The sequence below is a fragment of the Tenacibaculum singaporense genome, from assembly GCF_003867015.1.
In the GTDB taxonomy this organism is placed as follows: domain Bacteria; phylum Bacteroidota; class Bacteroidia; order Flavobacteriales; family Flavobacteriaceae; genus Polaribacter; species Polaribacter singaporensis.
Window position 1 is genome coordinate 3,315,790 of sequence record NZ_CP032548.1, and the last position, 14,290, is coordinate 3,330,079.

Annotated in this window: 14 protein-coding genes and 1 pseudogene; 11 read left to right on the plus strand and 4 right to left on the minus strand. The window is 33.3% G+C overall.

Annotation, left to right across the window (positions count from 1 at the left end; translation table 11 throughout):
- Positions 1-51 precede the first annotated feature (51 nt).
- The 5 genes from D6T69_RS14920 (at position 52) to D6T69_RS14940 (ending at position 4,826) form a co-directional block, all read left to right on the plus strand.
- Positions 52-1,974 carry a CocE/NonD family hydrolase gene (locus D6T69_RS14920; protein ID WP_125068786.1) on the plus strand — a complete coding sequence of 641 codons (1,923 nt, stop codon included), beginning with the start codon at positions 52-54 and terminating at the stop codon, positions 1,972-1,974.
- Positions 1,975-2,093: 119 nt separating this feature from the next.
- The gene (locus tag D6T69_RS14925; protein ID WP_125068788.1) at positions 2,094-2,897 is read left to right on the plus strand and encodes an META domain-containing protein; all 804 of its coding nucleotides are present in this window, start codon (positions 2,094-2,096) and stop codon (positions 2,895-2,897) included.
- 18 nt (positions 2,898-2,915) lie between these two features.
- Positions 2,916-3,383: a hypothetical protein gene (locus D6T69_RS14930; protein ID WP_125068790.1), complete on the plus strand. Its 468-nt coding sequence runs from the start codon at positions 2,916-2,918 to the stop codon at positions 3,381-3,383.
- A 22-nt stretch (positions 3,384-3,405) separates the two neighbouring features.
- On the plus strand, positions 3,406-4,086 hold the full coding sequence (locus D6T69_RS14935; protein ID WP_125068792.1) for an aspartate/glutamate racemase family protein: 681 nt from the start codon (positions 3,406-3,408) through the stop codon (positions 4,084-4,086).
- 80 nt (positions 4,087-4,166) lie between these two features.
- Positions 4,167-4,826, plus strand: coding sequence for a VOC family protein (locus tag D6T69_RS14940; RefSeq protein ID WP_125068794.1), 660 nt, complete (start codon positions 4,167-4,169; stop codon positions 4,824-4,826).
- A 102-nt stretch (positions 4,827-4,928) separates the two neighbouring features.
- Here the strand turns inward: D6T69_RS14940 and D6T69_RS14945 are convergent, their stop codons facing one another.
- Positions 4,929-5,669: an SDR family oxidoreductase gene (locus tag D6T69_RS14945; RefSeq protein ID WP_125068796.1), complete on the minus strand. Its 741-nt coding sequence runs from the start codon at positions 5,667-5,669 to the stop codon at positions 4,929-4,931.
- 98 nt (positions 5,670-5,767) lie between these two features.
- On the opposite strand from D6T69_RS14945, the gene D6T69_RS14950 reads away from it, so the two are divergent.
- The 4 genes from D6T69_RS14950 to D6T69_RS14965 all read left to right on the plus strand — a co-directional run bounded on the left by D6T69_RS14950 (position 5,768) and on the right by D6T69_RS14965 (position 9,918).
- Positions 5,768-6,112 carry a winged helix-turn-helix transcriptional regulator gene (locus D6T69_RS14950; RefSeq protein WP_125068798.1) on the plus strand — a complete coding sequence of 115 codons (345 nt, stop codon included), beginning with the start codon at positions 5,768-5,770 and terminating at the stop codon, positions 6,110-6,112.
- Between the two features lie 233 nt (positions 6,113-6,345).
- The gene (locus tag D6T69_RS14955) at positions 6,346-8,364 is read left to right on the plus strand and encodes an NHL repeat-containing protein (protein ID WP_125068799.1); all 2,019 of its coding nucleotides are present in this window, start codon (positions 6,346-6,348) and stop codon (positions 8,362-8,364) included.
- Positions 8,365-8,486: 122 nt separating this feature from the next.
- The gene (locus D6T69_RS14960; RefSeq protein ID WP_125068801.1) at positions 8,487-9,476 is read left to right on the plus strand and encodes a hypothetical protein; all 990 of its coding nucleotides are present in this window, start codon (positions 8,487-8,489) and stop codon (positions 9,474-9,476) included.
- 118 nt (positions 9,477-9,594) lie between these two features.
- Positions 9,595-9,918, plus strand: coding sequence for a hypothetical protein (locus D6T69_RS14965; protein ID WP_125068803.1), 324 nt, complete (start codon positions 9,595-9,597; stop codon positions 9,916-9,918).
- Between the two features lie 28 nt (positions 9,919-9,946).
- Here D6T69_RS14965 and D6T69_RS16120 read toward each other — a convergent pair.
- A pseudogene (locus tag D6T69_RS16120) lies at positions 9,947-10,027 on the minus strand (leucyl/phenylalanyl-tRNA--protein transferase); the annotation flags it as partial.
- A 79-nt stretch (positions 10,028-10,106) separates the two neighbouring features.
- On the opposite strand from D6T69_RS16120, the gene D6T69_RS14975 reads away from it, so the two are divergent.
- Both D6T69_RS14975 and D6T69_RS16055 read left to right on the plus strand, forming a co-directional pair.
- Positions 10,107-10,733, plus strand: a complete 627-nt coding sequence (locus tag D6T69_RS14975; protein WP_125068806.1) for a Crp/Fnr family transcriptional regulator — start codon at positions 10,107-10,109, stop codon at positions 10,731-10,733.
- Between the two features lie 107 nt (positions 10,734-10,840).
- Entirely contained in the window at positions 10,841-12,016 is a 1,176-nt protein-coding gene (locus D6T69_RS16055) for an alpha/beta fold hydrolase (RefSeq protein WP_125068807.1), read from the plus strand.
- A gap of 76 nt (positions 12,017-12,092) precedes the next feature.
- Here the strand turns inward: D6T69_RS16055 and aat are convergent, their stop codons facing one another.
- Both aat and D6T69_RS14990 read right to left on the minus strand, forming a co-directional pair.
- Positions 12,093-12,716: a leucyl/phenylalanyl-tRNA--protein transferase gene (gene aat / locus D6T69_RS14985; RefSeq protein ID WP_125068808.1), complete on the minus strand. Its 624-nt coding sequence runs from the start codon at positions 12,714-12,716 to the stop codon at positions 12,093-12,095.
- Positions 12,717-12,874: 158 nt separating this feature from the next.
- Positions 12,875-14,254, minus strand: a complete 1,380-nt coding sequence (locus D6T69_RS14990) for a short-chain fatty acid transporter (protein ID WP_125068809.1) — start codon at positions 14,252-14,254, stop codon at positions 12,875-12,877.
- Positions 14,255-14,290: the final 36 nt, after the last annotated feature.

Here is a 14,290-nt window from a genome sequence, read left to right on the forward strand (position 1 = left end):
GGTTGCTGTTATTTTTTTATACATTTACTTTCCATTCACTAAAAAACTATAATGAAAAAAAACTTCCTTCTATTATTTATACTAGCAGTCTCATTTGCTAGCTGCACAAAAAAAACAACAGCAAAGAAAGCTGAAAAGACAGAAAATACTTACGTTAAAGACCACTACACTAAAAAAGAGGTGAAAATTACAATGAGAGATGGCGTGAAGCTACACGCCACCATCTATTCACCAAAAGATACTAGTAAAACCTATCCTATTTTATTACAACGTACTCCGTATAGTTGCCAACCTTATGGAGAAGATAAATTCAGAAAAAAAATTGGTCCTAACCCAATTTTAATGAAAGAGGGAAACATCATCGTATATCAAGATGTTCGCGGACGTTGGATGAGTGAAGGAGTGTATGACAACATGCGTGCTTATATTCCGAATAAAACAGAAAAACAAACCGATGAAACTACCGATACCTATGACACTATTGATTGGCTGGTGAACAATGTACCAAACAATAACGGTAAAGTAGGTACATGGGGAATTTCATATCCAGGTCATTATGCTACAGTTTCAACCATTGATGCGCACCCAGCTCTAAAAGCTGCTTCACCACAAGCGTGTATTGGAGATTTCTTTTTTGATGATTTTCATCATAACGGAGCTTTCTTATTAAGCTATTTCAAAGCTATTTCTTTATTCGGAACTTACAAAGATCAACCTACCGATTCTGCTTGGTACTCTTTCCCTGATATGAAAACTCAAGATCAGTATCAGTTTTTCTTAGATAAAGGACCTCTTAAAAACTTAAACGAATATTTTCAATACGATAAATTAGATACCAAAATTACCGACAATAAGGAGCGTATTGATGATTTCTTTTGGAAGGAAATTGTAGAACACCCTAATTACGACTCGGTATGGCAAAGCAAAGGAATTATCCAACATTTAGATAAAGTTCCTTCTACAGTAGCAACAATGATTGTTGGAGGTGAATTTGATGCAGAAGATTTGTACGGTCCATTAGAAACTTATAAAAACATTGAAAAAAATCAACCAAACAACTATAATACAATTGTTTTTGGACCTTGGGATCATGGCGGATGGTCTAGAAATAAAGTAGCTAACAAAGTGGGTAACTACTACTTTGGAGATTCCATCTCTTTAAAATTCCAAAAAGAAGTAGAAACCAAATTCTTTAACCACTTCTTAAAAGGTGATGGTACTAAAAATTCTGGATTACCGGAAGCCTATGTTTTTGATACAGGTAAAAAAACGTGGAAATCATACGATGCATGGCCACCTAAAAATGCTCAAAAACAAACATTTTTCCTTTCAGAAAATCAAGAATTAACAGCAACTCAAAAAGGAAACAACAAGGTTAGTTTTATTAGTGACATTAAGCGACCTGTACCCTATTCAGAAGATATTAAAACGGTATTTACTCCGCGTAAATATATGACAGACGATCAGCGTTTTGCTGCACGTAGACCTGATGTTTTGGTATATGAAACAGAGGTATTAACCGAAGACTTTACACTTGCAGGTGATATTTTAGCAAAACTACAGGTAGCTACCACAGGTTCTGCTGCCGATTGGATTGTGAAAGTTGTTGATGTACATCCTGCTGATTTAAAAAATGACAACAAAGAAATGCAACCCCATTTAAAACTAAGCAACTATCATTTAATGGTACGTAGTGAAGTAATGCGTGGACGTTTTAGAAATAGTTTTTCAAATCCAGAACCTTTTACACCAAATAAGAAAACAGCTGTAAATATTAAACTACAAGATGTTTTTCACACCTTTAAAAAAGGGCACAAAGTACAAATACAAGTACAAAGTACGTGGTTTCCATTAATCGATTTGAATCCGCAAACCTATGTAGACAATATTTACAAAGCAGACGAAAAAGATTTTAAAACACAAACGCATTCTGTATTTACCGATTCTAGTATAGAATTTACTGTACTAAAATAACAACAAACTTTTTTCTATTTAAAAACAGCTTATTTATTAGTGAGTTTTCTACGCAACCTTTTCACACTTTGTACATCTATTTTAATACCCTATCTTTAACATACTATAAAAACTTACTCATGAAAAACCTTATACCAATACTACTAAGTGCTTGCTTAGTAATTTCAGCATGCTCAAATAAGAAAGAGAAGAAAACTCCTGAAGAAAAAACCATTACTACCACCGATTCAATTCCTAAAACTACTACTAAAAACACAATAACAAATGCTTATTTCAAAGCTCATGGAGTTGAACCTTTTTGGAGTTTGACTATTTCTGATAAGATGATTAAGCTAAAAACACTTCATAATTCAGACTCTATTCTAACACCACATACAGAACCTATCTATGCGCAAGACAGTAACGTAAAACTATATACTTTACATACCGAATTAGCTGCTGTTAAAATAGAAATTAGCCAAATGGAATGTATCAATGCTATGTCAGGTAAATCATTCCCCTATTCAGTAACTATTAACTACAAAAAAGGAAAAGATAAGGAATTTACTACTTTAGAAGGATGTGGAGAATACATCACCAATTATCGATTACACGATATTTGGGCATTAGAAGAATTAAATGGTACAAAAGTTAGTAAAGATGATTTTGGTAAAGAATTGCCGTATATAGAAATAAACTCTAGTAAAAATACCTTTATGGGAACTTCTGGCTGTAACAGAATTACTGGTAAACTTTTTTCTGAAAGAGAGCGAATTCGATTTACTAACATGGCCTCAACAGAAATGCTTTGTACTAAAGGAAATGAAAAAGAGCAAGAGTTTACAAAAGCGTTGGCTAGCACTATATCTTACACAATTGCTAATAACCGATTAACGCTTTTAAATCCTGATAAAACCTTATTGGTATTTAAAAAAGTAGACTAACCAATTAAATTATAAAAGATGAAAAAACTTCTAATTCTATTCTTAGTAACTACACTAGCAATAAGCTGTAAAAAGAAAGAATCTAAAAATGATGTGACCAAAGAATCTAAAGAAGTTGTCGTTCAAACTCCAACTACTTTAGTACAAATAGGATGTTACGAATACAATAAAGACGGGAACCAAATTTTATTCGAAATTACAGAAATTAATACTACCGTAGAAGGGACTATTAACTATGTTTTAGCAGAAAAAGATGCAAACACAGGTACTTTTTCAGGAACACTAACCGATGATAAATTAATTGGTACCTACACCTTTTCTTCCGAAGGAACAGAAAGCACAAGAGAAGTTGCTTTTATGGTAAAAGACAATCAATTAATTGAAGGCTTTGGTGAATTAAATGAAACAGGAGATGCTTTTAAAAACAAGAACAACATTAGTTATACTTCTACAATGCCATTAACCAAAACAGATTGTGCTAAATAAAAAAGTTGAAAATTGATATAAAATGAAAAAGATAGGATTGGTGGGAGGTATTAGTTGGACCTCAACTTTAGATTACTACAAATACATTAATGAAGGAATCAACCAAAGGTTAGGTGGTTTAAATTCTGCTGAATGTTTAATTTACTCACTAAACTTTTCAGATGTTCAAAACAAAGGTTGGACAAATTCTTTTGATCTAATTTATAACGCCTGTGCAAACTTAGCATCTAGTAATGTAGATGCTATAGTTTTAGGCGCGAACACAGCACATTTATTTGCTGATGAAATCCAATCAAAAATTAATGTTCCAATTATCCATATTGCAGAAGCAACCGCCAAAGAAATAAAAAAAGAAAAACTAGGTAAAGTAGGCTTGTTAGGAACAAAATTCACAATGGAAATGGGTTTTTACAAAGACAAACTAAAAGAAAACAATATCGAAACCATTATCCCATCAGAGAAAAAAGACATTGAAGAAATACAGCATATTGTAAAAAATGAGCTTGGGAAAGGAATTGTAACCAACCAGTCAAAGCTAAAATTTATGCGATTTGCAAGCGAATTGATAGAGCAAGGAGCTGAAGGAATTATTTTAGGCTGTACTGAAATTCCTATGCTAATTGGACAAAACGATTTTGACTTCCCTGTATTCGATACTACTAAAATTCATGTTGAGAATATTATAGATTTTGCTTTAACGTAATTAGCTAATTGTCATTATTAATGTATTTTTACATTGGTTTAGGTATATGAAAATAGATACATTCATTAAAAACCACCAAGATGACACTAAACGAAATAGAAATAAAAGCTGCCAATATACAAACAGTCAAGGCTTTTTACGCAAATGTCTTGGAGCTCCCAACTACGCAGAGTGACAATAAATCAATTCGTATTAAAATTGGTACTTCCTATTTAAAATTCATGGAAGATTCTAAAAACCCTCCGCCTGCCTACCACTTGGCTTTTAACATCCCTGAAAACAAGTTACAAGAAGCAATTGAATGGTCTGCAAACAAGTTCGAATTTGTAAAAAAAGAAAACGAGGTACTGATTACTAACTTCGAAAACTGGAATGCCAATTCGGTATATTTTTATGATGCTGACGGAAACATATTAGAATTTATTGCTCGACACGATTTAGACAATGCCGCTACAGAACAGTTCAATAGCAATCAAATTTTAAACATAAGCGAGTTTGGAATTGTAAAAGACCGTCCTGATATATACGGAAAGTATTTGATTGACACTTACGGACTCCGTTTATTTGAAAAAAATCATAACAGTGAAACATTCACCGCCCTTGGTGATGACAACGGATTATTAATCATCGTTAAAACCAACCGAAATTGGTACCCAACAGAAACTCCATCTAAAGCTAGTACAGCTACTATTAAATTAACCAACTCAGGTACCGAGACAGTTTTAAAGATAACAGAGTAAAAATGTACTTCACATTAAAAACATTCCCCCTATAAACAATATAAATGGGCAATCAAGCCCATTTATATATGCCCTTTCACTAGCAATTAGTTGTGTTAAAAATTAAAGTGTGGTTCCACCATCAACAATAATCTTTTCATTTCTTAAAACTTGTGATTTATCTGAAAGTAGAAATTCAACAATTGGAGCAATATCAGTTGGTTGAACAATTCTACCAATAGGAGAAGTACTGGAGAAATGTTCTAAAAGATTATCAATAGCCTCATCACTCATTCCTGACTTTTTCTGAATAGGACTTTCTGTAACCCCAGGACTCACTACATTTACTCTAATTCCTTTATCTGCAAGCTCTATATTTAAAACCCTTGCTATGCTTTCCAGAGCTGCTTTACTAGCAGTATATACGCTTGTATTAGAAAAAGATTTAAAAACAACAACAGAGGTATTTAAAACAACACTTGAAGGATTCTTAAGAATTGGAATAAATTTTTGAACCGTAAAAAAAGCTCCTTTAAAATTGATATTCATTGTTTCATCAAACAATTGCTCTGAAGTTTCTTCAAAAGTAGAAGCTTTAAAAATACCTGCATTCACAAACAATCCATCAATTTTCCCAAACTTATTTTTAACCTTAGCTACTAAATTATCAATCTCAACTAATGAAGATGTATCTGATAAAATACCTACTGAATTATTTCCTAAATCAGCAACAGCTTTATCTAAATTCTCTTTCGTTCTTCCTGTTATTATTACTCTATAATCTAAACTTAATAAGTAGGCTGCACAAGCAAAACCAATACCCGATGTTCCACCTGTAATTACTATAATTTTGTTATTCATCATGTGTTTTTTTTTGCAAAATTGACGAATAACTTTACATTTGACAAGTACTTACCTTTTAGTAAGTAACTGACCTACAAGTCGGAAAAATGTACTTTTATATGAAAACAGAAGAAAAAATAATTGAAAAAAAATATCAACAAGCCAAAGAATGTCCAATAACCCTATTTATGGAACAAATTGGAGGAAAATGGAAACCTGTAATCATTTGGCTTTTGCTTTTAAACGAGGTAATGAGATTTAACGAACTGGATAAAGCTATTGATGGGATTAGCCAAAAAATGTTATCTCAACAATTAAAAGACCTCGAAAAATTAAACATAGTAAATAGAAAAGTATATCCTGTAATCCCTCCTAAAGTTGAATATAGCCTAACTGAAAAAGGGAAATCTTTAAAAGAAAACTTAACCATGATAATGGAGTGGAGTAATAAAAACCTACGATAAACTTCACAAACTAAAAACACTATTAGCTAACCTACTCCATCTCTCATTTTTTATGCTTTAAAAAAGCACTTTTATTCCTTTATATTAGGATGTAAGAACATCAATAGTACATATGTAAACTAGTTATTAGTAACTTGGAGAATGTTTTTGCTATTAAATTCACCTATTAGAAATTCACTGACAATTTAATTGCTAAAACAAATTCTTTTTCAACATTAAAACTAACTAAAGCTATGTCTAATCAAACCACTATTAAAGGAGATGTATCGTTTAACCAATCTAATAATGTCACTGCAATTGTAAAATTGTGGGAGGCAAATGATAAAGAAGCAATTGGTGAACATATCATTTCACCTGAAGCAAAAGGTAAATTCACCATAAAAGCAACTCCTAAAGCAAAAGATACCGTTCTCTATATTACTGCTGAACTACAAAATTCTAAAGTAGTGCTACTCTCTGTACTGTCACCAAATTTTGAAAAAGACATTACAGAAAAAGGAATCGCTGTAAATGAGTTAACCACAGTAGCCTCTGCCTTTACCTGTGCTCAGTTTTTTAACGGACTTCAGTTAACAGGGAATCTACACGGAATAAGAATTGCCGCTAAAAACACTCCTAACCTCATCAATCCTGTAACAGGAAGTTATGGAGAAGTCTTAACGGATCCTTTCAACATCACACAAAACGAAACACTCGCGCGATTAAATACATTAGCCGCATTAATCACAGCCTACGGCACGGTAGAGATTGAAGGATACAACTGGAAAGAAAACTTCTTGAAGTACACAACACCGCTGGGAGGTAAAAAACCACAAAATACTGCCGAAGCTATGATTGGTGTCGCCCAATCACCTTGGCTGCATCCTGCGGATTTATTTCATCTTTTTGATAAAGCCTATCCATCACCAGAAAATGGTTTCCCTGCTAAACCTAACAGCAAAGTTCCTACAAGTAGACGCAATGCTCCTTTTGTACCTTATTTAAGTTTTGCTCCTGAGGATTTCGCTATGATTTTAGCTTTCGGTCAAGGAGGAATCTGCGCTCCTGGAAAACTGTCTCTTGACAAAGAAGGGAATTTATGGACGGGTTTAAACTGGATGCCAGGAGCACAAAATGGCGTGTATCAAGGTATCGGTGGTGGACTTGTAAAGTTGGACTCTACTGGTAAACTACTATCACCACCTGTTACTGGTTATACCGGAATGGGTGTTGATGGTGCTGGTTGGGGTACGGCTGTAACCAAAGACGGTACTTGCTGGGTAACGAGTTTTAACGGTTCTATCGGTGTGTATAAATTAGAAGACGGTTCTCCAGTGGTTGAAAATGTTCCAGAACATATAGCAGAAGCTTTAAATGAAATTGGAGGTTTACAAGGTATTGGAGTAGCACCGAATGGTGATATTTGGATTGTTGGAACCTCATCTAACATCATGCTTCATTTTCCTGATGGAGACCTTGCCAAAGGTAGAGTTGTTGTAAATGAAAAACTTAATGAAACGCTTTCTGCTCCGTTTGCTGCTTCGATAGATGCTAACAATCGTGTATGGATTAGTAATACCAACGGTGTATCGCTAGTTCGTTATGCTCCTTCTGAAAAAAACAGACCTGTAGAACGTTTTATTCTTGCTGGTGGCGGACGTGGAGTTGCTTTGGACTCCAAAGGAAATTGTTGGGTAGCCTGCAATACGAGCCCAGACTTCCCTCATACCACTACTACAGATGGTGTTTCCATTATTGAAGGATTTGCCCTTGGGTATCCGCACCTACAACAAACAGTGGGGCGTAAGAATAAAACAGGATCCGTTTTTATGATTCCTGCGGATGCTAAACCTATAGATACGATTGATAAAATTACCCATAAATCAAATTTAACACCTTACGGAGATGGTGAACTAAACGCTCCTTGGGGAGTATCAATTGATGGAAATGATGATGTTTGGGTTGCCAATTTTATGGGAAGAGGCATATCGTTTATGGCAGGTGCTTCACCAACTGGACGAACCGAAGATTTTGCTACAGGAGAGGTGATTCACACCATTCATTCGGGTAGTATACAAATGCTGACTGATGTAGTAGTTGACCAAGCCGGAAACCTTTGGTGTGCCAACAACTGGAACTTACCTCAAACGGTGATGGAAGCTAAACCTGACCCTGCCTATTCTACTTGGGGTGGTGGCTCTGGTGTCGTAGTGGTTTACGGAATTGCCAAACCTGCTCAAACACCGCTTACAGGTCCTGTGAGTGCTGTTTAAAAACTATAATACTAAATAAGCGTCTGTTATAAGGACGCTTATTTAATTAACACAGCTGAATTAAACTCTTGGCTATCTTTTATTTTTTATATTTGGATTACACATTTGATTCAACTAGCAAAATGAATTACACTAGAGAGAAATTAAATTCAATTAATGCACAAAGTGGTAAGCCTGTAGATTTTGACAAGATTGTACAAACTCTTGCCAACAAGGTATTTGCCAATGAAGAAATTAGTTTAGCTGAAGAACAATTTGTTTGTCCTATTATTGAAAATCTTAGAAATTATCAAGGAGAAAAAGAGTTAAACATTCAAGATTATAATTCTTGTAAAAACTATCTTTTCCGAAATAAATACTTACTATATTTTAGTGATTTAAACGGTCACAAAAAAGTATATGATTTTGATGGAGAAATTCCAGTTGAAAAAAAACGTGTAGATGTTTCGTTCTTACAAAAAGAATATGATGATTGGAATTCTTTTATTAGTAATAAATTAAATGGAAGTGAATTAATCAATTATGTTTCTCAAGAAACAAAAAATCAGATAAAGAAGTTAGACAAATATTGTGAAAAGTTAAGTATTGGAACCAATAGAAAAAAGTACTTAAAGAAATCATTAACCCTTCACGGAAAATATATATATCTATTAGTAAAAGAGTTCTATCAAGAATTAGGAAAAGATGAAGAAATCATTGAATTAAATGGTGAAAAAATATTAATTGACGGATTTACATATGTCCATACGATGTTTAGGCATTATTCTGAGCAAATAAAAGAACATCAAACTGAAAAATCTTATCATTTTGATAAAAACATTGGATTTAAAAGCATTCCTGATTTTTTACTAAAAGCGATTAAATGTTATCAAAAGACACCTGAAAGCAATACATTCAATAATAAATGTTTGAATATAATTTTTAATGATAGAATTTATGCTATTTGGTTCAGACCTTACACAAAATACTTAAAAGGAAATAAACGAATAAATTATTACAGAGTTCAAACATTTTATCCAGTTGAAAATAAAAATGATTTAGACAAACTCAACAGTTATAAACAAATTAATACTGATTGTGGTTTCAGTTACCTAATTGAAAATATTACATAACCCAGTGTATAAAAATCTTTTAATGATAAAAAATTCTATTCTGAAATTATGGATTTGGATAACTTTTATAAAAAATAAAGAAACATTACCTACAAAATCAAAAAACACAAATCCTAAGATGGAACACGAAGGTCTTTCAGGAGCCTTCATTTGGGAAGATGAAGGGTTATGGGATTTAAGAAATCATCATTTAGCCGATGCCTTTAAATATGTAATTCATCATAGAATGAAATTAGTTGCGGGACCTGATAATGATGTTGGTGTTATGCGTTCCTATAGTTTTGATAAACAAATTTTTGAAATGGCTAAAAAATATTTTCCTGACTGGATTGGATTTGACGAATCTAGATGCTCATACAATCCTGAATTAGCTGAGAGGATAATGAGAATTAGAAAGGTTGCAGATTGGAGATTTCAAAAAATGCTGGATGAGAAATATTAGCTAACTATATTCAAACAAAATTCTACAATCATCTCAAAAACTCCTCTCTAGGAATTTCTCTCGCGCCTAAACTTGCTAAATGGTCGTTATACACTTGGCAATCGATTATTATCTTTTAATTTACTAATTTCGCTGTTGGCTGATATAATTTATTAAAGCGAATACATACCCTTAACCTTCTTAGTAAAATGACTGAATTCGATCAACTATTTAAAGCTTTAAATATCACAGAAGAAAATCTGAAAAAAGAAATTCTTAACGTAGGAGTTGTTCAAACTGTTTCAAAAGCTTCCTTTATTGTTGAGCAAGAAAAATATATTAAATGGTTAGCGATAGTTATCTCTGGAAAAGTTAGGGTTTGGCAAGAAAATGAAAACAGACAAATTCTTCTTTATTATGTTACCCCAATCCAAACATGTGTTTTATCACTTTCTGCTACATTTAGAGATTGTAAAAGTGTTATAAATGCTAAAACAGAAGAAGAAACTACTGTAATTAAAATACCTGTTCAATATATTAATGATTGGGGGTATAAATATAAATCTTGGAACAAATTCACTACAGATGCTTTTATCAATAGTTACGAAGATTTACTGCATTCCTATAAAAATTTAGCTTTTAACAAAATTGATAAGCGCCTATTAGATTATATGCAATCTATATGTAAAAAGAATAATACCACTTACATTAATATCTCTCATAGCAAGCTAGCTCAAGAAATAGGTACTACTCGTGAAGTTGTTTCTAAAATTTTAAAGCAGTTTGAACTTTCTGGAATTGTCAATCTCAAGTTTAAACAAATAGAACTACTTTAAAAAAGTACTTTTTTTAAACTTTATTTTACCACTTGTATCAAAAGGTACAGGTTTTACTTTTCTTCTCATTCTACATTTGTCATATAATTATTCAACAAAATATTAAAATGACAAAAACAAATTATTCACTCATTGCAATTGCAATTTTTTCGATATTCAATATGGGATGCTCGAATGCTCAAAAAATTGAAAAAGAAGTCTTAGAAGCTAGTAAAAACTGGATTGCTAATTTTAACAACGGAAATACTACAGAAGTTTCAAATGCTTATACAGAAGATGCTATTATGGTAGCCAAACCTTTTGGAAGTTTTGAGGGACGGGAAGCTATAAGTGAATTTTGGACGCCTTTTATAAAATCAGGTGCTTCTAATTTAAAATACACCAATACAAGAGTAAAAGTATTAAACCCAACCAAAGCCATTATTTCTTCAGATTGGAGTATGAATGTTGGTGAAGGTATTATTACTAACGAAACTTGGGTAAAAATAAATGGTACATGGAAACTACAACATGACCATTTTGAAGTAAAAAAACAATTTAACAAAAACAACATGGACAAAAAAGAAACCTATGTATTAGTGCACGCGGCTTGGTTAGGCGGATGGCAATGGGAAAACGTATCAAAAACTCTTAAAGAAAACGGTCACAAAGTATTAACACCAGATTTACCGGGTCATGGAAGTGACAAAACAGCTCCTGAGAATATTACAATGGATGATTATGTTAAAACACTAACAGATATTCTTGATAAGCAAGATGCTCCGGTAATTTTAGTTGGGCATAGTTTTAATGGAATTACGATAAGCAGAGTTGCCGAATTAAGACCTAATAAAGTAAAAAAACTGGTTTATTTAACTGCCTTTTTACTACCTAGTGAAGGTTCTTTTTTCAAGGCTGTACAAGGTGTTCAAAACTCTATCGCAGTTGAAAACTTTCACTTATCAGACGATAATACATGTGCCGTAATAACAGAAAATGAGATACAAAATGCTTTTGCTCACGACATTCCCAAAGAAGCTTTCGACAAAGCAAAACCGTATATAGTAGCAGAACCAGCAAAACCTTTAATGTACGAATTACAAATAAGCGATGAAAATTTCGGTAAAATTCCTAAATACTATATTGAATGTACAGAAGATAAAGCCATACCTATTGAAGTACAAAGAGCAATGTATAAAGGAAAAACAGAAAAATCATACTCTTTAAACTCTAGCCATACACCAAACTTTTCACAACCTGAAAATCTTGCTGATATTCTTTTAGAAATATCGAATGAAAAATAAAGAAGCTAAATAGTGACAGTTAAAGCATAAACCCAATAGGTTTGTGCTTTTTCACTTTTTACAAAAAAACAACTTATTACAACCACTTTAAAAACTCCTCTCTAGGAATTTCTCTCGCGCCTAAACTTGCTAGATGGTCGTTATATACTTGACAATCGATAAGTTTGTAGCCTCCTTTTTGAGCTAAATGGATAAACGCAACTTTACTCATATTGTTTACTTTACTAAACATACTTTCGCCACAAAAAACGCCATTTCCTAAATCTACTCCATACAAACCTGCAACCAGTTTGTCGTCCATCCATACCTCAATAGATTTTGCATAGCCTTTATCGTGTAGGTTTATATAAGCATCTTCCATTTCATCGGTAATCCAGGTACCTAATTGATCAAAACGATTGATGTGTCGGCAATTAAAAATAACATCGCCAAAAGCTTTGTTTTCTGTTATCGTGAAACCACCTTTTCGCAATACCTGTTTCATCGATTTGGAAATCTTCACTTCCTCAGGAAATAACACCATACGCTCCCATGGAGAATACCAAACAATCGGTTCCCCTTCATTAAACCATGGAAAGATTCCATGTTGGTAGGCATACACCAATCGTTCAGCCGATAAATCACCGCCTAAAGCCAGTAAACCATCATCAGTAGCCAACTCATACGGAGGAAACTCTATTTTTTCAGAAAGCCAAATCATTCGTTATATTCTTTTTTACAAAAATACTATATCCGTGAATTCAACATAAAAGTTTTATTAATAAAACAAAGTATAGTCGCTATCAGCGAAGCTCGCTGACGTTTCCTCAACACAACGGAACCATTAGCGTGACGCGCTGAGGTTTCCTCAATAAACTCTTAAAACAAGGTAAGTCCTAACAAATAAATTACGCTACCTACCACCATTGCAATTAACGTGTAGGGTAAAATTTCTTTTGCTTTTAGTTTTGTAATTCCTAATAAAGGTAATGCCCAAAAAGGCTGTAACATATTAGTTATTTGGTCTCCGTATGCTAGTGCCATAATTGCCTTAGGTAACGGAACTCCTAATTTTAATGCACTCTCTACCACAATAGGGCCTTGTACAACCCATTGCCCTCCTCCACTCGGTACAAAAATATTAACCAAACCAGCACTAAAAAACGTAAATATGGGTAAGGTAGTTGCGGTTGCTATCGACACAAAAAAGTCAGAAATTAAAGTAACCATCCCCGTGCTTTTCATCACCCCCATAATACCAAAATACAACGGAAACTGAATTAAAATTCCGGAAACATCACTAATCGATTCTCCTACAGCGTTGGTAAACTTTTTAAAACTTCCGTGTAGCATAATTCCTAACCCTAACATAAAAAAGTTAATTAAGTTAGGCGTAATTTTTAACTGCTGAATGTCTGCCCAATAACGATAACTAAACGCTACTAAAATCAACACACCAAAAGCAATAGCTAACCACTGAGAACTATCTAGTTTTTCTGCTTGAGTGCTAACCTTTTCATCAGTATGCATTTTATATTCTGGTAAATTAATCGCTGTAGGAGTTGCTTTCTTCCCTAAAAAATAGAAGGTTGCCGATACCGCAGCTACTACCACGAAAAAAATCAGCAAATTCCACCAACTAAAAATCGTTTGAGAATAATCAATCACATCAGGTATTTGAGCTAAAACCTCATCCGAAGAAACCGATTGCATAATACTTTTTATATGTCCGCTTTCGTTAATTTTTATCGGTGCTGATCCAGAAATTCCACCATGCCAAACCATCAATCCCATATAACCCGCCGCTCCAATAATTGGGTAATTTAGTTTGATGTTATGTTGTTGGGCATGTTCTGCTACTTTACGTGCCAACAAAGCACCAAAGATGAGTCCTAGTCCCCAATTAAAAAAAGCTACCAACATGGTAGTACAACTTACAATAGCTGCGCTGTTTGCTGTGTTGGTACAGAATTTTGTTACTTTTAAAATTAAATTACTCACAGGCTTACTCAACACCAACACATGCCCTAATACCAAAATCAACATCATTTGATAGGCAAAAACGAGTAATCCGTTAGACCAAATTCCGTTTTCCCAAAATTGTAACACCTCTAAAGAATAGTTTACTACTGAGCTTTCTGCTGGTTTTGTAAAAAACAGTGCTAATAAAAGAGTTAGCAGTGTTAATAATATAGCGATGGTAAAAGGTGAGGGTAAATATTTTTTAAAAACATTTTCTATAACCTGCGTAATCTTCATAGTTTAAAGTTTGATTTGCTAAAAATAATCAAATAG